This is a genomic window from Leisingera sp. S2M4, assembly GCF_055398055.1.
Genome location: NZ_AP040861.1, coordinates 1973849 through 1995782 on the forward strand (window position 1 = coordinate 1973849; position 21934 = coordinate 1995782).

The 21934-nt window shown below is 65.2% G+C and carries 14 protein-coding genes; 8 read left to right on the forward strand and 6 right to left on the reverse strand.

All coding sequences use genetic code 11. The annotated features are described in order from the left end of the window. Window positions 1–222 precede the first annotated feature (222 nt). The 3 genes from ACZ52D_RS09625 (at window position 223) to ACZ52D_RS09635 (ending at window position 4716) form a co-directional block, all read left to right on the forward strand. Window positions 223–1197, forward strand: coding sequence for a helix-turn-helix domain-containing protein (locus ACZ52D_RS09625; protein WP_464441174.1), 975 nt, complete (start codon window positions 223–225; stop codon window positions 1195–1197). A gap of 109 nt (window positions 1198–1306) precedes the next feature. Beyond that, the gene (locus tag ACZ52D_RS09630; protein WP_464441175.1) at window positions 1307–2713 is read left to right on the forward strand and encodes an aldehyde dehydrogenase family protein; all 1407 of its coding nucleotides are present in this window, start codon (window positions 1307–1309) and stop codon (window positions 2711–2713) included. Between the two features lie 26 nt (window positions 2714–2739). Then, window positions 2740–4716, forward strand: a complete 1977-nt coding sequence (locus tag ACZ52D_RS09635) for a copper amine oxidase (RefSeq protein ID WP_464441176.1) — start codon at window positions 2740–2742, stop codon at window positions 4714–4716. A gap of 220 nt (window positions 4717–4936) precedes the next feature. On the opposite strand, the gene ACZ52D_RS09640 is transcribed toward ACZ52D_RS09635, so the two are convergent. Continuing rightward, on the reverse strand, window positions 4937–5248 hold the full coding sequence (locus ACZ52D_RS09640; protein WP_222456560.1) for an ETC complex I subunit: 312 nt from the start codon (window positions 5246–5248) through the stop codon (window positions 4937–4939). Window positions 5249–5453: 205 nt separating this feature from the next. On the opposite strand from ACZ52D_RS09640, the gene uvrB reads away from it, so the two are divergent. Further along, the gene (gene uvrB / locus ACZ52D_RS09645; RefSeq protein WP_369925083.1) at window positions 5454–7652 is read left to right on the forward strand and encodes an excinuclease ABC subunit UvrB; all 2199 of its coding nucleotides are present in this window, start codon (window positions 5454–5456) and stop codon (window positions 7650–7652) included. 154 nt (window positions 7653–7806) lie between these two features. Here the strand turns inward: uvrB and ACZ52D_RS09650 are convergent, their stop codons facing one another. Beyond that, window positions 7807–10599 carry a bifunctional aconitate hydratase 2/2-methylisocitrate dehydratase gene (locus ACZ52D_RS09650; protein ID WP_464441177.1) on the reverse strand — a complete coding sequence of 931 codons (2793 nt, stop codon included), beginning with the start codon at window positions 10597–10599 and terminating at the stop codon, window positions 7807–7809. A gap of 375 nt (window positions 10600–10974) precedes the next feature. On the opposite strand from ACZ52D_RS09650, the gene ACZ52D_RS09655 reads away from it, so the two are divergent. From ACZ52D_RS09655 to ACZ52D_RS09665, 3 genes are all read left to right on the forward strand, one after another. Beyond that, the gene (locus tag ACZ52D_RS09655) at window positions 10975–12333 is read left to right on the forward strand and encodes a sigma-54-dependent transcriptional regulator (protein ID WP_464441178.1); all 1359 of its coding nucleotides are present in this window, start codon (window positions 10975–10977) and stop codon (window positions 12331–12333) included. A gap of 10 nt (window positions 12334–12343) precedes the next feature. After that, a complete protein-coding gene (locus ACZ52D_RS09660; protein WP_464441179.1) occupies window positions 12344–14293 on the forward strand; it encodes a sensor histidine kinase in 1950 nt (649 codons plus the stop codon). Window positions 14294–14554: 261 nt separating this feature from the next. Next, window positions 14555–16276 (forward strand): OFA family MFS transporter, encoded by a 1722-nt coding sequence (locus ACZ52D_RS09665; protein WP_464441180.1) that lies wholly within the window; start codon window positions 14555–14557, stop codon window positions 16274–16276. Between the two features lie 81 nt (window positions 16277–16357). Here ACZ52D_RS09665 and lpdA read toward each other — a convergent pair whose 3' ends face one another. Genes lpdA through ACZ52D_RS09685 form a run of 4 tightly spaced genes read right to left on the reverse strand, consistent with a single transcriptional unit; the run spans window position 16358 to window position 21279 of the window. Next, complete coding sequence (gene lpdA, locus ACZ52D_RS09670; protein ID WP_464441181.1) at window positions 16358–17716, reverse strand: dihydrolipoyl dehydrogenase; 1359 nt, start codon at window positions 17714–17716, stop codon at window positions 16358–16360. After that, window positions 17717–19024 (reverse strand): dihydrolipoamide acetyltransferase family protein, encoded by a 1308-nt coding sequence (locus ACZ52D_RS09675; protein WP_464441182.1) that lies wholly within the window; start codon window positions 19022–19024, stop codon window positions 17717–17719. It abuts the gene before it with no gap. Window positions 19025–19028: 4 nt separating this feature from the next. Next, complete coding sequence (locus ACZ52D_RS09680; RefSeq protein WP_464441183.1) at window positions 19029–20042, reverse strand: alpha-ketoacid dehydrogenase subunit beta; 1014 nt, start codon at window positions 20040–20042, stop codon at window positions 19029–19031. A 1-nt stretch (window position 20043) separates the two neighbouring features. Further along, window positions 20044–21279, reverse strand: a complete 1236-nt coding sequence (locus ACZ52D_RS09685) for a thiamine pyrophosphate-dependent enzyme (RefSeq protein ID WP_464441184.1) — start codon at window positions 21277–21279, stop codon at window positions 20044–20046. 162 nt (window positions 21280–21441) lie between these two features. Between ACZ52D_RS09685 and ACZ52D_RS09690 the strand changes: the two genes are divergently transcribed. Further along, on the forward strand, window positions 21442–21906 hold the full coding sequence (locus ACZ52D_RS09690; protein WP_464441185.1) for an Lrp/AsnC family transcriptional regulator: 465 nt from the start codon (window positions 21442–21444) through the stop codon (window positions 21904–21906). Window positions 21907–21934: the final 28 nt, after the last annotated feature.

A 21934-nucleotide genomic window follows, 5' to 3' on the forward strand; every position in this document is an offset into this window, starting at 1 on the left:
ATGAAGCCGCCGGTGGCCTTGGGGGCGGCGGTATCAACCGGCATGCCCCCCTTCAGCCAGGAAACCACGCCAGCACAGGCCGCTAGCCTTGACCGAAACTGGCGCGGCCGGTGGCAGCGTGATGTAGGGGGCGGCGCTGCGGCCGCGCGCAATCCTTTACCGTTGGGCGAAAAGCTGGCTAACCTTTGGTCTGAAGCGGCTCGCGGAGGAGAAGACGCCCACATGTATCAGTCCACAGCAGGCCTCTCCAATGCACCGCTGTGCCGGGCAGACCCGAGGCCCCGCGCCGTGGAGTCTTTCGCGCGCGACATCGAAACCGTTTGTGGCCGGTTTGCGATCGAACCCGTTGCCGCGGCGCGCGGGCAGGTGGACGGAGATGTCTCGACGATGCGCGTGTCACGATTTGAGACGGCGATCGTATCCCTCGACGCCCAAAGGGTTTTTCGCGACCGGCGGATGATCCGTTCCGACCCGGGCGAGCATCTGTTCCTGTTGATCCAGGACAAGGGGCGGTGCCGGATCCACCAGAACGATGAAACCGTGCTCCTGACTCCGGGCGACATGTATCTGGTGGATAGCTCGCGCAGTTCCGAGTTCTTCTACGACGGCATGCATTCACGGCAGATTTCGATCCATCTGCCGCGCGAGGAAATGCTGCACCGATTCGGTGACGTATGCCTTGGCGGGATCGGGATTGACCGCTCCGATCCCCTGTTCCTGTCGATGCGCGCGGTGCTGGCAAAGATTTTCACCGAGGACAGCGCGGCCGTGGCCCCCAGCCTGGGCGACGCCTTCCTGAGCCTGCTGGGCGCCTATTTCCACTGTGTTGAACACCAGGAGGCCAAGAGCAGCGCCGCCGCCAACTCGGTCCTGTCGCGCGCGCTGGCGGTCATTGATCGCAACGCCAATGATCCTGCTTTTGGCCCGCAGGAGCTTGCGGATCAGTTGCAGGTCTCGCCGCGGACGTTGCAGCGGCACTTTGGCCAGATTGGCGAGACGGCCAGCAAACGCATTCTATCCGTCCGTCTCGAGTCCGCGCGGGCGCGGTTGAATGCGCTCGGCGACGGATCGGGCACCCAGACCATCGCGGCAGTGGCCTATGATTGCGGCTTCAACGATCTCTCTTATTTCTACCGGGCTTTCCGCGAAAGATTTGGCGCGTCTCCGGGGGATGTCCGGAAGAACGTGGCGCTCTGAGCCATAACCTCTGGCGTTCCCGTCCAAGATTCGACCGCGCGGTCAGTTATTCTGCCTCCTGAGGAGCCGCCTGCAACAGCGCAGGCTCTGATCACCAGGGAGGACTAAGATGATCGAATTCGATCTGACCATAGGCGGCGCGCCTGTGAAGACCGCGCGCCGTTTCGAGGTCATGAACCCGGCAACCGGCACCGCCGCCGGATTGGCGCCGAATGCCGGACTGGCCGAGCTGGACGCGGCCGTTGCCGCGGCAAAGACGGCCTTCAGGGACTGGTCGCGCAAACCCGATGCCGAGTTGCAGGCCATGTGCGAAGCCGTCGCCGCCAAGATCGGGGAGCATGCCGAAGAGCTGGCGCAGATCATCACCACCGAGCAGGGCAAGCCCCTGAACGGGCTTGGATCGCGCTGGGAAATGGGAGGGGCGGCGGCCTGGGCTGGTTACACGGCTGGCCTGTCGCTGCAGGTCAAGGTGTTGCAGGACAATGCCGAGGGCCGGGTCGAGCTGCGTCGCAAGCCGCTGGGGGTCGTTGGCTCCATCACGCCGTGGAACTTCCCGGTGATGATCGCCATCTGGCACATCATGCCGGCCCTGCGCACCGGCAACACCGTTGTCATCAAACCCTCCCCCAATACGCCGCTGTCGACCCTGCGGCTGGTGCAGATCATCAACGAGGTGCTGCCGGCCGGTGTTGTCAACGTGGTGACCGGCGACGATCAGGCCGAGAACCTCGGCGCTGCGATGTCCGCGCATCCGAACATCCGCAAGGTCGTCTTCACGGGCTCTTGCGCCACCGGACAGAAGGTCATGGCATCCGCGGCGCAGACCATGAAACGGCTGACGCTGGAACTGGGCGGCAATGATGCCGGCATCGTCCTGCCGGATGCGGACCCGCAGGCGATCGCCGAGGGGTTGTTCTGGGGCGCGTTCATCAACAATGGCCAGACCTGCGCGGCGATGAAGCGGCTGTACGTGCATGAAAGCATTCATGATGCGGTGTGCGCGGCGCTGGTGGAATTTGCCCGCAACATTCCGGTTGGCGATGGTCGCGACGAGACTTCCATCCTCGGCCCGGTGCAGAACCGCATGCAGTTCGACAAGGTGAGCCGCCTGGTCGCCGATGCGAAGGAGCGCGGCACCGTGCTGTTGGGGGGCGCGCCGGGCGCGGGGCTGTTCTTTCCGCCGACCATCATCTCGGGCCTGAAAAACGGCGATCCGCTGGTCGATGAAGAGCAGTTCGGACCGGCGCTGCCGGTGATCAGCTACAGCGATGTCGACGCGGCGATTGCCGCTGCCAATGACAGTCCCAACGGGTTGGGCGGATCGGTCTGGTCCTCGGACCCGGAGGCCGCGAAGGCGGTGGCCCTGCAGCTGGAATGCGGCTCGGTCTGGATCAACAAGCATGGTGCCATCCAGCCGAATGCGCCGTTCGGCGGCGTGAAATCCTCGGGGCTCGGGGTCGAGTTCGCAGAGGAAGGCCTGGCCGAATACACCGACATTCAGACGGTTTTCAGCTGAACAATAATTCAAACAGGAGAGGCAACATGTCGTTCAACAAGACTATTGCATCCAGCGCCCTGGCGGCGCTTCTCGCCGGTGGCGCGCTGGCGCATCCGCTGGATGGGCTGACCGGCGAAGAATATCAGAAGATCAATCAAATCCTGAAGGAGAGCGGCACCGTCACCGAGGAGACGCTGTTCCCGCTCATCGAGTTGAAAGAGCCGCCCAAGGCGGAGGTTCTTGCGTGGAATGAGGGGGATGCGCTGGACCGCAAGGCGACGGTGCAATTCACCACAGAGGATGGCTTCAGCGAAGCGGTCGTGAACATCACCCAGGGCGTGGTCGAGAGCAATGCCGCCATCACCGGATCCGGCCAGCCGATGGTTCTCTTTGCGGAGTTCATCGGCGCATTGGAAGGGGCGCTCGGCCACCCGGACATGGCCGAAGCGCTGTCCGCGCGCGGGCTCACCCCCGAGGATGCCTTTTGCCTGCCGCTGACCGCCGGGAACTTCCTGACGCCCGAGTTCGACGGCTCGCGCCTGATGAAGGTGCCCTGCTACCAGAACCCGACCGGCTCCAATTTCTACGCCAAGCCCCTCGAAGGTCTGTTCGCGGTCTACGACATCGGCAAGCAGGAGGTTGTCGAGGTGGTCGACACCGGGGTTGTTCCGGTGCCACAGGACGCCTGGGGCTACACCGAGGCGGAAGTCGCGGAACGCCTGCCGCTGCGCCCGGAAAGCAACCCGGCCAAGCTCGTTCAGGAGGGCGATCCGAACTTCAAGATCACTGGCAGCCACGTGGAATGGGATATCTGGCGTTTCAACTACCGGATCGACAAGCGCCCCGGGCTGGTGCTTTCCAACCTGGACGTGAACGACCAGGGCAACTGGCGCTCGGTGATCTACCAAACCCACCTGTCCGAAGTCTTCGTGCCCTATATGGACCCGACCGAAGGCTGGTACTGGCGCACCTACATGGACAGCGGCGAATACGGCTTTGGCCTGTTCCTGACCCCGCTGCGGGCCGGCGTGGACTGTCCCGAATACGCCACCTTCCTGCCTGCCCTGATTGCCGATGACGCGGGCAACCCGCTGGAAATCCCGGACGCCATCTGCATCTTCGAGCGGAACATTGGCGACCCGGCCTGGCGGCATTTCGAGATCTTCGCCCAGACCCCGGAGGAATTCGTGCCGACCGAGGGGCGGCCGGAAACCGAACTGGTGGTGCGCACCGCGTCGGAGGTCGGCAACTATGACTACCTCATCGACTACCGCCTGAAGCAGGACGGGCAGATCTTCATCAAGATCGGAGCCACCGGCCTGGATGCTGTTAAAGGCGTGGCCTCGACCTCGATGAACGACGCCACCGCGGCCGAGGACACCCGGTATGGGACCCTGATCGCGCCCAACCTGGTTGCGGCCAATCACGACCACTACTTCAACTTCCGCATCGATTTCGACATTGACCAGCCGATCAACCAGGTCGGAACAATGGAGATCGTCCCCGCCGAAGTGCCCGAAGACAGCCCGCGCCGGTCAATGTGGACGTGGAAACACGTGATGCCGGACAGCGAAATGGACGCCCGCTACCGGTTCAGCTCGATGAAACCCAAGCATGTCCATATCTCCAACCCGCAGCGCGAAGGCTACCTGGGCCAGACACCGGGCTGGATGATCCATCACGGCTCGCTTGCCTATGGTCCCTTCGATTTTGAGAACGACCCGCCGATGAAGCGCAACGCCTATATCGAGTATTCCTCCTGGACCACGGTCTACGATCCCGAGCAGCGGTATGCCGGTGGCAAATACGCGGTGCAGAGCGACGGGTCCGATACGCTGGCGGAGTGGGTGAAGGAAGACAAGTCGCTGATGGGGCAGGATATTGTCTCGTGGTTCACGGCCGGGTTCCATCATATTCCGCGGATGGAGGACTGGCCGGTGATGTCGACCGAATGGAAGACGGTGCATATCATGCCGTTCAACTTCTTCGCTCACAATCCGGCGCTCACGCTGCGGAACTGAGGCATCACGAAACGTGAAGGAAGGGCGGCACCCGGTGCTGCCCTTTCCCGTATGTGCATCCGCGGCGTTCGTCAGGCCATGGATTGCCCGATCTGCACTGCACAGCAAAAAGGGCACCCGCTGGGCGCCCTTGCGTGTCATTCCGACATCCCTGACCGATCCTGCGCCGACCGTGATCTTTGGCCCATCCGGCCGCAGGTCGATGCCGGGGGTGTGCCCCTCAGTGCGTCCAGGGACCGCGGCGCGAGGTGGCGAAGTTGTCGCCATAGCCGCCGGGGCGGATGTTGGGCTTGCGTGTCTTCGGCTCGATCACCTGGGCGTCGATCCCGTGATCGGCGGCATATTCCAGCGCCGCCTCCTTGGTGTCAAAGCGCAGCCGCACCTGGCTTTGCGTGTCGGAGGAGGAGGTCCAGCCCATCAGCGGGTCGACTTCGCGGGCCGAGGTGGGGGCAAATTCCAGAACCCATTTCCGCGTCTTGGCCATGCCCGAGGTCATGGCATTGCGTGCTGGCCGGTAGATCCGCGCTTGCATGGGCTGTCTCCTGATGATCTGCAACGGTGAGTCCTGATGTCCGCGCATTTATGCGCTGGAAGCCGCCCTGCGGCAAGGTGGCAAATGCCGCGGTTTGGCGGGATTTGCAGCGGCGCCACAGCTGTTTGCCGGGGTTTTCTTCACTTGGCCCTTGAACCGGAACAAAAACAGACCAAAATCTGCGCCAGCCCCACGGAGACACCTGATGCCCTATGCCCATTCCGACAAGTCGATGCCGATGATGACCCAGCGCGCGCCGCAGCAGCGGCCCAAGCTGGAGGGCGGCAAGCGCTTCGTGATGCACACCTCTTTTGAACCGGCGGGCGACCAGCCCACCGCGATCCGCGAACTGTCGCAGGGCGTGCTGGAGGGCGAGCGCAACCAGGTGCTCTTGGGGGCCACCGGTACCGGCAAGACCTTCACCATGGCCAAGGTGATCGAGGAAACCCAGCGCCCGGCGATCATCCTTGCCCCCAACAAGACGCTGGCGGCGCAGCTTTATGGCGAGTTCAAGGGTTTCTTCCCGGACAACGCGGTGGAATACTTTGTCTCCTTCTACGACTACTACCAGCCCGAAGCCTATGTGCCGCGCTCGGATACTTTCATCGAGAAGGAAAGCCAGATCAACGAACAGATCGACCGGATGCGCCACTCGGCCACCCGGGCGCTCTTGGAACGTGACGACGTGATCATCATCGCCTCGGTGTCCTGCATCTATGGCATCGGCTCGGTCGAGACCTACTCGGCGATGACGCAGGACCTGAAGGCGGGGGAGATGTACGACCAGCGCCAGATCATGGCGGATCTGGTTGCCCAGCAATACAAGCGCAACGACCAGGCGTTCCAGCGCGGCTCCTTCCGGGTGCGTGGCGATACGCTGGAGATCTTCCCGGCCCACCTTGAGGACCGGGCGTGGAAACTGTCGTTCTTCGGCGAGGAGCTGGAGACGATCACCGAGTTCGACCCGCTCACGGGGGAGAAGACCGGCAGCTTCGACCAGATCCGCGTCTATGCGAATTCGCACTACGTGACGCCCAAGCCGACCCTGCGGCAGGCGATCATCTCGATCAAGGAGGAGCTGAAACAGCGGCTCGAGCAGCTGACCGCGGAAGGCAAGCTGCTGGAGGCGCAGCGGCTGGAGCAGCGCTGCAACTTCGACATCGAGATGCTGGAAGCGACCGGCCATTGCAACGGGATCGAGAACTACTCGCGCTACCTGACGGGACGGGCCCCGGGGGAGCCGCCGCCGACCCTGTTCGAGTTCATCCCCGACAATGCCATTGTTTTTGCGGATGAATCCCATGTCTCCGTGCCGCAGATCGGCGGCATGTACAAGGGCGACCACCGGCGCAAGTTCACCCTGGCGGAGCACGGCTTCCGCCTGCCCAGCTGCATGGACAACCGGCCGCTGAAGTTCGAGGAATGGGACGCGATGCGGCCGCAGTCGGTCTTTGTCTCGGCGACCCCGGCGGATTGGGAGCTGGAGCAGGCAGGCGGCGTGTTCACTGAACAGGTGATCCGGCCCACCGGGCTTCTGGATCCGGAGGTGGAGATCCGCCCGGTCGAGATGCAGGTGGATGATCTGCTGGACGAGATCCGCAAGGTCTCCGCCAACGGCTTCCGCACGCTGGTCACCACGCTGACCAAGCGCATGGCCGAGGATCTGACGGAATACCTGCACGAGCAGGGCATCAAGGTGCGCTACATGCACTCCGACATCGACACGCTGGAGCGGATCGAGATCCTGCGCGACCTGCGTCTTGGGGCCTTTGACGTGCTGATCGGCATCAACCTGCTGCGCGAGGGGCTCGACATTCCCGAATGTGGGCTTGTCGCCATTCTGGATGCCGACAAGGAAGGCTTCCTGCGCTCGGAAACCTCGCTGATCCAGACCATCGGCCGCGCGGCGCGGAACGCCGAGGGGCGGGTCATCATGTATGCCGATCGCATCACGGGGTCGATGGAGCGTGCGATCAACGAAACCAACCGGCGCCGCGAAAAGCAGATCGCCTACAACCTTGAGCACGGCATCACGCCGGAAACGGTGAAGAAGAACGTCGAGGACGTCCTCGCGGGCCTGTACGAAGGCGATGTCGACATGAACCGCGTCACCGCGACCGTCGACAAGCCGATGCATGGTGCCAACCTGGAGGCGCATCTGGCGGGGCTGCGCGAGGAGATGCGCAAGGCGGCCGAGAACCTGGAATTCGAGGAAGCCGCCCGCCTGCGCGACGAAATCAAGCGGCTGGAGGCGGTGGACCTCGCCATCTCCGACGACCCCTTGGCGCGGCAATCCGCGATCGAGGCCGCCTCGGACGCGGCGGTCAAGTCGCGCGGCCGTTCCACGGCGGGCAAGGCGGGCACCCGCGCCTACCGCGGTAAATCGCAGAAGAAGTATTCCTAGGCGATCCGGGGCGCCGTCCGCGGCGTCCTTCCCGGTTCAGACCCGGTTTCGACCGGCGGCGCGAGGCACGAAAAAAACCGGGCAGGTGGTGTCACCTGCCCGGTTTTCGTTTGTCCGCTTGGCGGGCGGCGCATCGGGGCGCCGCCGCGCGGGATCAGAAGTGGACCGAGCGGGTGGTGCCCGGAATTTCCAGCGGCGGAGCGAATTTGGTCAGGTCGATCCCTTCGACCGCCTCCTTGTACTCCTCCAGCGTGGGCGTGCGGCCGAGCACCGCCGACAGCACCACGACCGGGGTCGAGGCCAGCAGGCTCTCGCCTTTCTTCTCGGGGCTGTCTTCCACCACGCGGCCCTGGAACAGGCGGGTGGAGGTCGCCAGAACGGTGTCGCCCTTGGCGGCCTTTTCCTGGTTGCCCATGCACAGGTTACAGCCCGGACGTTCGAGATAGAGGATGTTCTCGTACTCGGTACGCGCCTTGCTCTTGGGCATGAAGTCATCGAATTCAAAGCCGGAGTAGCGCTGCAGGATTTCCCAGTCGCCCTCTTCCTTCATCTCGTCGATGATGTTGTAGGTCGGCGCGGCCACGACCAGCGGTGCCTTGAACTCGACCTTGCCGTTGGCCTTTTCGAGGTTCTTCAGCATCTGGGCGACGATCTTGATGTCGCCCTTGTGGACCATGCAGGAGCCGACGAAGCCCAGGTCGACCTTCTTTTCCGCCTTGTAGTAGGAAATCGGGCGGATGGTGTCGTGGGTGTAGCGCTTGGAGACATCGGCGTTGTTGACGTCCGGGTCGGCGATCATCGGCTCGTTGATCTTGTCGAGGTCGACCACCACTTCGGCGAAATACTTGGCGTTGTCGTCGGGCGCCAGCGCGGGCTTCTCACCCGAGCGGATCTCGGCGATGCGCTTGTCGGCCAGGCCGATCAGGCGGTGCAGCATGCCGTTTTCATGCTCCATGCCCTTGTCGATCATGATCTGGATGCGGTGCTTGGCCAGCTCCAGGCTTTCGATCAGTGTTTCATCGTTGGAAATGCAGATCGAGGCCTTGGCCTTCATCTCCGCGGTCCAGTCGGTGAAGGTGAAGGCCTGGTCGGCCAGCAGGGTGCCGATGTGCACCTCGATGATGCGGCCCTGGAAGACGTTGTCGCTGTGCTGTTCCAGCATCTGCAGCTGGGTGGCATGCACCACGTCGCGGAAGTCCATGTGGTCGGCCATCTTGCCCTTGAAGGTCACCTTGACCGATTCCGGGATCGGCATCGACGCCTCGCCGGTCGCCAGCGCCAGCGCCACGGTGCCGGAGTCGGCGCCGAAGGCCACGCCCTTGGACATGCGGGTGTGGCTGTCGCCACCGATGATGATGGCCCAGTCGTCCACGGTGATGTCGTTCAGCACCTTGTGGATCACGTCGGTCATCGCGTGATACTTGCCCTTGGGGTCACGGGCGGTGACCAGGCCGAAATCATTCATGAATTTCATCAGCCGCGGCGTGTTTGCCTGCGCCTTCTGGTCCCAGACCGAGGCGGTGTGGCAGCCGGACTGATAGGCGCCGTCGACGGTCGGCGACAGCACGGTGGCGGCCATTGCTTCCAGTTCCTGGGCGGTCATCAGGCCGGTGGTGTCCTGCGAGCCAACGATGTTGACCTTGACGCGCACGTCGGAGCCTGCGTGCAGAACCTTGCCCGGGGTGGTGCCGCGGGCGTTCTGGTTGAAGATCTTCTCGACCGCGGTCAGGCCCTGACCCTCGTGGCTGACTTCCTTGGACGGCGCGAAGGCCGACTTCAGCTCGATGCCGAGGGTTTCGCAGGCGAATGTCTGCAGCTTTTTGCCAAAGACGATGGCGTAGGAGCCACCCGCCTTCATGAACTCCATCTTCTGCGGCGTGAAGGCGCCTGCCACGTCGACGAGTTCCTTGGTGCCGTCTTCGTTGTACAGCTTCTTGGTCTTGGTGTTGATGGTCAGGACGGTGCCGGTTTCGACCGAGTATTTCTGCTCGAGGATCGGGTTGCCGTCGTTGTTCAGGATCGGCGCGCCATCCTCGCCGGTCTTCTTGACCCAGTTCTTCAGGTCAAGGCCGATGCCGCCGGTCACGCCGACGGTGGTCAGGAAGATGGGGGAAATACCGTTGGTGCCCGCGACGATCGGCGCGTAGTTCACGAAGGGCACATAGGGGCTGGCCTGCTTGCCGGTCCACAGCGCCACGTTGTTGACGCCGGACATCCGCGACGAGCCAACGCCCATGGTGCCTTTCTCGGCGACCAGCATCACGCGCTTGTCGGGGTGCTGCAGCTTCAGCGCCTCGATTTCCTGCTGCGCCTTCTCGGAAATCATGCACTTGCCGTGCAGTTCGCGGTCCGAGCGCGAATGCGCCTGGTTGCCGGGCGACAGGAGGTCGGTGGAAATATCGCCTTCACCGGCGATATAGGTGACCACTTTGATCTCTTCCTCGATGTCGGGCAGCTTGGTGAAGAACTCCGCCTCGGCGTAGCTTTCCAGGATCTCGCGGGCGATCGGGTTGCCTGCCTTGAAGGCTGCTTCCAGGCGGTCGGTGTCAGCCTCGTAGAGGAAGACCTGGGTCTTCAGAACATCGGCGGCCTGCTTGGCAATCTCCTGATCCTCGCCCAGGGCCAGGTCCAGCAGCACCCGAACCGAGGGGCCGCCCTTCATGTGCGACAGCAGTTCAAAAGCGAACTCGACGGAAATCTCGGCGACCTCTTCCTTGCCCAGGATGATGTCCTTGAGGAAGGCGGCCTTGACACCGGCCGCGCCGGTGGTGCCGGGCAGGGTGTTGTAGATGAAGAACTTCAGGCAGTCGTCGCGGTGCTCGCTGTTCTGGTCTTTGATCTGGGCAACCAGTTCCTCCAGCAGTGCGCCATCGTCGATGGGCTTGGGGCTCAGCCCCTGTTCCTTGCGCGTTTCGATCTCGTTCAAATAATCTGTATAGAGGCTCATGGCTATCCCGGCGAGTAAGCGTTAGATGAAGCTTGAGCCCCGGACCGCAGACGGGCTGACAGGTCCGGGAAGCTGATTGTATGCGGCTGTATACCATGGTGGACCGGGTTGCAAGCCATCCTGCAGTGGCAAGATGCCTCAGCGTCGGCCGCCGACCTGCGGAGAGGCTGGCTACGTCCGGCCCTGTTCGGACCGGTTCCGCCCGCCTTAGCAGGTGGCGATGAACAGGGACTGAACGAATGCGACCAGTTCCGGGCGCGGCACGCTATTGGGGCGCCCGTGACGTGCGACCTTTACGAAACCGGTTCAGCTTCTCATAAATATGCGCAGCAGGCGGGGCACATGGCCCGGTCGTCCCATCAAAGAACGACAGGCATGACAAAGGCAGACTTGGCACGGCTTACCGACCCGCTGGCGCAGGCCAGCATCCTGATCGTCGATGACGAGCCGGGCATGCGCAATTTCCTGGTCAAGACCCTGCGCCCCCTGTGCCAGCGCGTGGACGAGGCCGAGAACACCGAAGCCGCCCGTGCCTGCCTCGATGCGCAGCAGTATGACGTGATGATACTCGACAACATCATGCCGGGGCAGAAGGGGCTGGACTGGCTGGCCGAGCAGCGCAGCGCGGGCGGGTTCACCGACACCATCCTGATCACCGCTTATGCCGACCTGCAGACGGCGATCGATGCGCTGCGCGCCGGGGCCTCGGACTTCGTGCTCAAGCCGTTCCGCTCCAACCAGATCCTGAACGCGCTGCGCCGCTGCATCGAAACCGCCCGGCTGAAACGGGAAAACATGCTGCTGCGCCGCGAGCTGGAGACCGTCGGCCTCGGGCGGCGGCGGCGGCGGGAGTTGATCGGCGAGTCGGCGGCGATCGGCCGCGTGCGCGATCTGCTGGGCCGGGTGCAGGGGCTGATGACGCCGGTGCTGATCACCGGCGCCTCCGGCACCGGCAAGGAAGTCGCGGCCCGGCATCTGCACGCGCATTCCCCCCGCGCCGACGGGCCGTTCGTTCCGGTGCAATGCGGCGCCATCCCCGCCGACATGATCGAGTATGAGCTGTTCGGCCACGCGCCGGGCGCGGTGCCCGGCGCGCCTGCGGGCCGCGAGGGGCTGCTCGCCTCGGCGCAGGGCGGCACCGTGTTCTTTGACGAGATCAGCGAGCTCAGCCCCAACGCCCAGACCGCGCTTTTGCGGGTGCTGGAGGACGGTCGCATCCGCCCGCTCGGGACCGAGCGGCTGGTGCAGCTGGACGTGCGCTTCGCGATGAGCTCCAGCCGTTCTCTGACCGATGCGGTGGCGCAGGGGCGCTTCCGCGAGGATCTGCTGTTCCGCATCAACGTGGTCGAGATCGAAATGCCGCCGCTGTGCGAGCGCGACACCGATGTGCTGGAGCTGGCGGAGCTGTTCCTGGGCGAGCTGGCGGCCCAGATGCAGCTGCCGCCGCTGGAGCTGACCGCGCCGGTCAAATCGGCCCTGCTGCGCCACGGCTGGCCGGGCAACATCCGCGAGCTGCGCAATTTCATCGAACGCTCGCTGATCTTCGGCAGCTTCCCGCTGGACACGCTGGCGCCCGCGCCGCCGCCCTCCGGCATCACTCCGCTGGAGGAAGTCGAGCGCCGCGAGATCCTGCAGGCGCTGGAGGCGCTGGGTGGCAACCGCAGCGAGGCGGCGCGGCAGCTGGGGGTCTCGCGCAAGACCATCGACCGCAAATGCGCCGCCTGGGGGCTCTAGGCCGATGCAGATGCTGCGGTCCGTCCGGGTGCGCTTGCTGGTCATCGCGCTGCTGCCGATGCTGGTGCTGTTGCCCTTGCTGCTGGGCGGCACCATGTGGCGCTGGTCGGACAAGGTCGACGGGCTGCTGGTCAGCAAGGTCACCGGCGATCTGACCATCGCCGACCAGTATCTGGCCCGGCTGGTCGACACCTCGGGCGAGCAGCTGGACGCGGTCGCCCAGTCGGTGCGTTTCCGCACCGCGCTGGCCTCCGGGCAGGCGCAGGAGTTTCTGGAGCAGGAGCGGCTCCGGCTGGGGCTGGATTTCCTGTACCTGGCCGGGCCGGAGGGCCGCGCGGGCTTTGATCCGGCGGACTGGCCGGTGCTGCGCCGCGCTTTGGACGGGCAGTGGCACAGCGCGGTGGACATCTTTGCAGCCCCCCAGCTCGACGCGCTGGCGCCGGGCCTTGCCGCCCGCGCCGCCATCCCGCTGGTGCCGACCGAGGCCGCGGTGCCGACGGACCGCACGGCAGAGACCCGCGGCATGGTGATCCACTCCGCCGCGCCGGTGACCCTGCCGGACGGGCAGCTGCGGCTGCTGGCGGGCGGCAAGCTGCTGAACCGCAACCTCGACTTCATCGACACCATCAACGCGCTGGTCTACCGCGAGCAGGGCCTGCCCGAGGGCAGCCAGGGCACCGCCACGCTGTTCCTTGAGGACGTCCGGATCTCGACCAATGTGCGCCTGTTCGAAAACGTCCGGGCGCTGGGCACGCGGGTTTCCGCCGCGGTGCGCGCGCAGGTGCTGGGGCAGGGGCAGATCTGGCTCGACCGCGCCTTCGTGGTCAATGACTGGTACATCTCCGCCTATGAGCCGATCCTCGACAGCCGGGGGGAGCGCGTTGGCATGCTCTATGTCGGATTTCTGGAAACCCCCTTCCGCCAGGCCCGGCATGAGCTGGTGCTGAGCCTGACCGCCGCCTTCCTGCTGATCGCGGCGCTTTCGGTGCCGATCTTCCTGCGCTGGGCGGGCCGCATCTTCCGGCCGCTGGAGGCGATGACCCGCACCATCGCGCGGGTGGAGCAGGGCGATCTGACCGCCCGCAATGCCCAGCCCCGTGATGGCGGCGAGATCGCCCAGGTGGCGGCGCATCTGGATGACCTGCTGGACCAGCTGCAGGAGCGCGACCGCCAGCTGCGCCACTGGGGCGAGAGCCTGGAAGCCAAGGTGGAGGAGCGCACGCGCGACCTGCGCGAGGCCAACCGGCGGCTGGAGCAGACCACCGAGCGGCTGGTGATCTCGGAAAAGCTGGCGGCGGTGGGCGAAATCACCGCCTCGGTCGCGCATGAGATCAACAACCCGGTGGCGGTGATCCAGGGCAATCTGGACGTTGCGCGGATGACGCTGGGCGAGCACGCCAAACCGGTCGAGGAGGAGTTCCGGCTGATCGACGATCAGGTCTACCGGATCGGGGTGATCGTGTCGAAACTGCTGCAATTTGCCCGCCCCGAGGAATATTCCGGTGCCTCGGCGCTGATCTCCCCGGCAAAGGTCATGGCCGACTGCCTGGTGCTGACCCGCCACCAGATCGAACAGGCAATGGTCGAGGTCGAAACCGATCTGCCCAGCCAGCGGCAGGTGCGGATGTCGCGGACCGAGCTGCAGCAGGTTCTGGTCAACCTCATCCGCAACGCGGTGCAGGCGATGCCCGGCGGCGGCACCCTGCGGCTGGAGGCCCGCGACGCGGAAGGCGGCGGCGTGCTGATGGCGGTCGAGGACAGCGGCACCGGCATTCCCAAGGATGTGCTGGGGCGGATCTTCGATCCCTTCTTCACCACCAAACAGGCGCGCGGCACCGGGCTGGGCCTGTCGATCAGCCAGCAATTGCTGAGTCGGGCCGGCGGCCAGATCACCGTGCGCTCGGAGCCGGGACAGGGCAGCCGCTTCGAAATTTTTCTGCCAGAGCCCGAACAGGGCTGATCCGGACATTTTGACGCAAATTCGGCGAGGCGGCTGATCCGCGGCGGGACAGAATGTCCCGATCGGGGCTATTCCGCGTCCCCTCTGTCGGACGGATTGTCACGATAAGCCATTGTTATCACTAAATTATTTATTGACATGTTGGGGCCTTCCCCGCCTTTGTCAAGCGTCAGCACGCTGTCGCATGTCGTCCCTGAAATGCCGCTTTGGGAGAGCGCGGGGCACGGCAGCGGCGGCTGCAAGCACTAGGGAGGACACGACATGAGCAACCCATCACCCGGCGGGCTGGGCATTCTGCACAAACGCCACATCATCGCCGAACCCGGCTTCAACCGCTGGCGCGTGCCGCCGGCTTCCATCGCCATCCACCTGTGCATCGGCTCGGTCTACGCCTGGTCGGTGTTCAACCCGCCGCTGACCCGCGAGCTGGGCGTTGTCGCCTCCAGCGCCGATGACTGGAGCCTCGGCTCGGTGGTCTGGATCTTCTCGGTCGCGATCGTCTGTCTCGGCCTCGCGGCCGCTTTTGCGGGCAAGTGGCTCGAGGAAGTCGGCCCCCGCATGGTCGGCGTCGTGGCGGCGATCCTCTGGGGCGGCGGCTTCATCGTCGGCTCCTTCGGCATCTCCAGCCATCAGCTGTGGCTGGTCTACCTCGGCTACGGGGTGCTGGGCGGCTGCGGGCTGGGCCTTGGCTATGTCTCGCCGGTGTCGACGCTGATCCGCTGGTTCCCGGACCGCCGCGGCATGGCCACCGGCATGGCGATCATGGGCTTTGGCGGCGGCGCGATGATCGCGGCCCCGGTCAAGGGCTGGCTGCTGGACCTGTTTTCCACCGCGCCGACCTACCTGGGCGCGCAGGATGCGGTGCAGACCGTGGTCGAAGGCGGCCGGGTCTTTGCCGAAACCGCGCAGGGCAAGGTCGAGGTGGTGATCGCCAGCGCCGCGCAGGCGGCTCCCTTCGGCGGCGAAGCGGGCGCCTATGTGGTCGGCACCGGCAGCACCGGTGCAGCGCAGACCTTCATGACGCTGGGCATCGTCTATTTCGTGGTGATGATCCTGGCCGCCTTCCAGTACCGGGTTCCGGCCAAGGACTGGGCCCCTGAAGGCTGGGCGCCAAAGCCCGCGGCCTCGGGACTGGTGACGCAGAACAACGTGCATATCGACCAGGCGCTGAAGACGCCGCAGTTCTGGCAGCTGTGGGTGATGCTGTGCTTCAACGTGACCGCCGGCATCGGCGTGATCGGCGTCGCCAAGACCATGATGTCCGAGATCTTCGGCTCGGTCATGCCTTTGGTGGCGACCGCGGCCTTTGCCTCGACCTACGTGCTGATGATTTCGGTCTTCAACATGGTCGGGCGGTTCTTCTGGGCCTCGACCTCGGACTACATCGGGCGCAAGGCGACCTACATGTGCTTCTTCGTGCTGGGCACGGCGCTGTACCTGTCGATCCCCTATTTCGCCTCTGCGGCGGCGGCCAACCCCTCGCTGCTGTATCTCGGCGGCTTCTACCTTGCGACGATGCTGATCTTCTCGATGTATGGCGGCGGCTTTGCCACCATCCCGGCCTATCTGGCGGATATGTTCGGCACCATGCATGTGGGCGGCATCCACGGCCGCCTGCTGACCGCCTGGTCGACCGCGGGCGTGTTGGGGCCGCTGGCCATCACCTCGCTGCGGCAGATGTCGGTGAACAGCGCGGTGCAGGACCTGGTGGCCAAGATCGACCCCGCCGCCTTTGCCGAGAAGTTCGGCGCCCCGGTGACGCAGCTGGACCAGCTGGTGGCGGCCAAGACCGTGACCATCGCCAAGCTGATGGAGATCGCCCCCGCGGGCACCGTCGATCCGACGCCGAGCCTCTACAACACCACCATGTACTGCATGGCGGCGCTGCTGGTGGTGGCCTTCTTTGCCAACCTGTTCATGCGGCCTGTGAAGGCGCATCACCATCACGATGAGCCGGAGCTGCAGGCGGTTCCGGGCGAGTAACAGGGTCTATGCAAGCAAGAAAGGCCGGGGCGCAGTCCAGCGCCCCGGCCTCGTTCCATGGACGGGCTGCGGCGGCCCCCGTCAGATATGCAGCGCGTGACCCAAGGCGCGCAGGCAGGCTTCCTGCAGACCTTCGGACTGGGTCGGGTGCGCGTGGATGGTGGATCCGATGTCCTCAAGGCAGGCGCCCATTTCGATGGCCAGCGAGAAGGCCGCCGACATCTCGGAAATCCCGGCACCGACTGCCTGAATACCCAGCACCGCGTGATCCGCCTCGCGCCAGACGACGCGGATGAAGCCATCCTCGCGCTCGGTGGTCATGGCGCGGCCATTGGCGGCAAAGGGGAAGTCGGTTGCCTTGGTGCCTTCGACCTCGCCCGGCAGCGCACCGCAGGTGACGATCTCGGGGTCGGTGAAGCAGACCGCGGGGATCGCGCGCTTGTCCCATTCGACCGCGTGGCCCGCGACATGTTCGGCAACCATCTCGCCCTGCGCCATGGCGCGATGGGCCAGCATCGGCTCGCCGGTCACGTCGCCGATGGCGTAGATCCCGCGCATCGAAGTCTGGCAGGTCTTGTCGATGCGAACGAACGGCCCGTTCAGGGTCAGCGCCAGCTCATCAATGCCGATGCCGACCGTGCGGGGGCGACGGCCGACGGTGACCAGCACCTTCTCCGCCGCGACCTCGCCCGCGCTGGTTGCCAGCACGCCGTCCGCATGGCCACTGGCCTTGGCGCCGATCAGCACGGTGACGCCCAGCTCTTCCAGCCGCTTGGCCACCGGGCGGGTCAGCGCCTTGTCGTAGGCGGGCAGGATGCTGCCCTCGGCCTCGACGATGGTGACCTTGGTGCCGAGCTTGGCAAAGACCGTGCCCAGTTCCAGCCCGATATAGCCGGCACCGACCACGGCGAGGGTTTTGGGCACCTCCGTCAGCGCCAGCGCCGCGGTGGAGGACAGGATGTCGCCGCCAAAGGGCAGGAAGGGCAGCTCCACGGGGGCCGAGCCGGAGGCAATCACGATGCGCTCGGCGCGGATTCGGGTCTCGGTCTCGCCGTTGCGCACCAGCACCGTCTTGCCATCCAGGAAGCGGGCGCGGCCCTCGACCAGCTTGGCGCCGGCCTTGCGCATCAGCCCGGCCACGCCGCCGGTCAGCCGCTGCACGATGCCGTCTTTCCACGCTACCGTCTTGCCCAGATCGATCTGCGGCGCGCCTGCGGTGATGCCCAGCGGGCCGCTGCCCGCATGGGCGATCTTGTGGAATTCATCGGCCGCGTGGATCAGCGCCTTGGAGGGGATGCAGCCCACGTTCAGGCAGGTGCCGCCTGGGGCGGCCTCGTCCACCACGATGGTGTCGATGCCCAGCTGGCCTGCGCGGATGGCGCAGACATAGCCGCCGGGCCCGGCACCGATGATCAGCAGTTTACATTTCAGATCAGTCATTCAGCCCTCGACAAACAGCATTGCCGGAGATTCCAGCAGGGTTTTCAGTTTCTGCACGAACACCGCGGCATCCCAGCCATCGACAACGCGGTGGTCGAAGGAGCAGGACAGGTTCATCATCTTGCGCGGCTGGAACTGCTGGCCGTCCCAGACGGGGCGGATCTGCATCTTGTTGACGCCGACGATCGCCACCTCCGGGTGGTTGATGATCGGGGTGGTGGCAATCGCCCCCAACGCCCCGAGCGAGGTGATGGTGATGGTGCCGCCCGACAGCTCCTCGCGCTTGATGGAGCCTTCGCGCGCCGCCTCGGCCAGGCGGGCCAGTTCACCGGCGTTGTCCCAAAGGCTGCCCGCCTCGGCGTGGTGCACGACCGGCACGTTCAGCCCCTGCGGCGTCTGGGTGGCAATGCCGATGTGCACGCCGCCGTGGCGGTGGATCACCCCGGCCTCGTCGTCAAAACGCGCGTTCAGGCCGGGTTGCTCGCGCACCGCCTCGACGATTGCGCGCATCAGGAAGGGCAGCAGCGTCAGCTTGGGGCGGTCGCCCGCGTGCTTCTTGTTCAGCGCCGCGCGCAGGTCTTCCAGCGCGCCCATCTCGACCTCTTCGACGATGGTGATATGCGGGATCTGCCGTTTCGACAGCGCCATCTTCTCGGCGATCTTGCGGCGCATGCCGATGACGCGGATTTCCTCGACGCCGGTATTGCGGCCGCGTTTGACGCTGCCCTGCTGGATGCCGCCCGAGGCGATCCAGTTGTCGAGATCCTCGTGGCTGATGCGCCCGCCGGGGCCGGTGCCCGGCACGTGGCGCAGATCCACCCCTTCCGAGCGCGCCCGCGCCCGCACCGAGGGTGCCGCCAGCGGCTTGGCGCCTTCCGGGCGCGGCAGCCGGTGGCCGGGTTTCTTGGCCGCAGGGGCGGCAAGCGGGGCCGGGGCTGCGGGTGCGGCAGCGGGTTTGTCCTCCGGCTCCGGGGCTGCCTCGGCCTCTTCCGGGTCGGCGGGTTTGGCGGCGGCAGGTTTGGCGGCCTGCGCCGCCGCGGCGGCATCGGCGCTTTCGTTGCCGTCGCCATCGACCTCGATGCGGATCAGCACCGAGCCGATCGCCATCATCTCGCCGATCTCGCCGCCCAGCTCCAGCACCTTGCCCGCCACGGCCGAGGGCACCTCGACCGCGGCCTTGTCCGTCATCACCGCCGCCAGAACGTCATCCTCGCGCACGAAGTCGCCGGGCTTCACGTGCCATTCGGTCAGCTCGGCCTCGGCAATGCCTTCCCCCACATCGGGGAGGCGCATGGCATAAACACCCATCGTGTCAGCCCTCCATCACTTTTTTCAATGCCTCGCCCACCCGGTCCGGGCCGGGGAAATAGTCCCACTCCTGCGCGTGCGGATAGGGCGTGTCCCAGCCGGTTACGCGGATCATCGGTGCCTCGAGGTGGTAGAAACAGGCCTCTTGCACCTGGCTCATCAGTTCTGCGCCAAAGCCGGAGGTGCGGGTGGCCTCATGCACGATCACGCAGCGGCCGGTCTTCTCGACCGAGGCGGTGATGGTGTCCAGATCCAGCGGAAGCAGGGTGCGAAGGTCGATCACCTCGGCATCAACGCCGGTGGCCTCGGCGGCGGCTTCGGCCACGTAAACCATCGTGCCATAGGCCAGAACCGTCACATCCGACCCCTCGCGGGCGATGCTGGCCTTGCCCAGCGGTACGGTCTCGTTGCCCTCCGGCACCTCGCCCTTGGGGTGTTTCTTCCAGCTGGTGACGGGGCGGTCGTGGTAGCCGTCAAACGGCCCGTTATAAAGCCGCTTGGGTTCGAGGAAGATCACCGGGTCGGGATCCTCGATCGAGGCCAGCAGCAGCCCCTTGGCGTCGCGCGGGTTGGAGGGCACCACCACCTTCAGACCGGAGACATGGGTGAACAGCGCCTCCGGGCTCTGGCTGTGGGTCTGGCCGCCGAAGATGCCGCCGCCGGTGGGCATGCGGATCACGATCGGGCAGGTGAAATCGGCGTTGGAGCGGTGCCGCAGCCGCGCCGCCTCGGATACGATCTGGTCATAGGCGGGATAGACGTAATCGGCGAACTGGATTTCGATCACCGGCTTCAGCCCGTAGGCGGCCATGCCGATGGCGGTGCCGACGATGCCGGATTCGTTGATCGGCGTGTCAAAGCAGCGCGATTTGCCGTATTTCGCCTGCAAGCCCGCCGTGCAGCGGAACACGCCGCCGAAAAATCCGACGTCCTCGCCAAAGACGACGACCCGGTCGTCCGCTGCCATGGCGACGTCATGGGCCTCGCGGATGGCTTCGATCATGGTCATGCTGGCCATCTCAGTACCCCGCTTCCTGGCGCTGCCGGATCAGATGCGGCGGCATGGTTTCATATACACCCTCGAACATGTCGCGCGGGCTGGGGGCCTGGCCGTCGCCCAGGGTGCCGATGGCCTCGGCCTGTTTCTGGGTGGCGATCACCGTGTCCATCACCTCGGCTTCGGCCTGCTTGTGGCGCTCCTCGCTCCATTCCCCGATGGTGATGAGGTGCTTTTTCAGCCGCTCGATCGGATCGCCCAGCGGCCAGGCGGCGGCTTCGTTCTTGTCGCGGTAGGCAGAGGGGTCATCGCTGGTGGAATGGCCGCCGGCGCGGTAGGTTACATGTTCGATTAGGGTTGGCCCCAGCCCGCGCCGCGCGCGCTCAGCCGCCCATTTCGCCACCGCATGCACGGCCAGGTAGTCATTGCCATCCACCCGGATCGAGGCGATGCCAAAACCGTGGCCGCGCGCCGCAAAGGTGCCGACGCCCCCGCGGGCAATGCCCTGGAAGGTCGAGATGGCCCACTGGTTGTTGACGATGTTCAGAACCACCGGCGCGTCATAGGTCGAGGCAAACACCATGGCGGAGTGGAAATCGCTCTCCGCGGTGGAGCCGTCGCCGATCCAGCCGGTTGCGATCTTGGTATCGCCGGAAATGGCCGAGGCCATCGCCCAGCCAACCGACTGCACGAACTGGGTGCCGAGGTTGCCGGAGATCGAGAAGAACCCGTGCTCCTTGGAGGAATACATGATCGGCAGCTGGCGGCCGTGCAGCGGATCTTCGGCGTTGGAGTAGATCTGATTCATCATCGTCAGCATCGGATAGCCGCCGGCGATCAGCAGCCCCGCCTGCCGGTAGGTGGGAAAGTTCATGTCCCCAGGCTGCAAGGCGCGCGAGAAGGCGCAGGCGACGGCTTCCTCGCCCAGATGCTGCATGTAGAAGCTGGTCTTGCCCTGGCGCTGGGCGATCAGCATCCGCGCATCAAAGGCGCGCAGGGTTAGCATGTGGCGCAGGCCCTCGCGGAGTTCGTCGGGTGTCAGCGCCCCGGCCCAGTCGCCCACTGCCTCGCCGTCCTTGTTCAGCACCCGCACGATGGAAAAAGCCATTTCGCGGATTTCGTCGGGTTCTACATCGACCGGCGGGCGCTTCACGGCGCCTGCGCGCGGGATCTCGAAATCGGAGAAGTCAGGCGTGTCGCCCGGACGGCAGCCCGGTTCTGGCACATTCAGCGATAGCGGCGGAAAGTCATCACTCATGCGGATCCTCTTTGGTCTGGATGCATCCGGGGCGGGCGTGCGGCGGACCGCGCGCACCTGCGCCGTTCCCACCAGATTAGCAAACCCTGCTGGTTGAAAAATCTCGAATCCGGGGGTAAGACAGCAAAAATAGAGTGAAATCCGCTATAAAGGCGAAAATTTGTGGCTGAAAACACTACTGATCAAGTGGACCGGGAGATACTTCGCGCCCTGCGCGACGATGGGCGTATGCCATTGGTGCAGTTGGCGGCGCGGGTTGGCCTGTCGCAGACCCCCTGCAAGCGGCGCCTGCAGCGGCTGGAGGAAAGCGGGCTGATTTCCGGCTACATGGCGCGCATCGACCGCAAGGCGGCGGGCTTTGGCATCACCGCCTTTGTCTCGGTCGAACTGGAGCGCCAGGACGGTGACGAGATCGCGGAATTCCAGAAGAAAGTCAGCCGCTTCGACGAGGTGATCACCGGCACATTGATGACCGGGGCACAGGACTTCCTGCTGGAGATCGTGGTCGGAAGCCTGGAGGAATTCGAGACCTTCCTGCAGACCAAGCTGCTCAGGATTTCCGGCATTCGCGCCGTGCGCTCGCGCTTTGCGCTGCGCAAGTTCATCGACCGCGCCCGCATCCCCTGACGCGGCCCATGGGCCGGGCAGCCCCGGG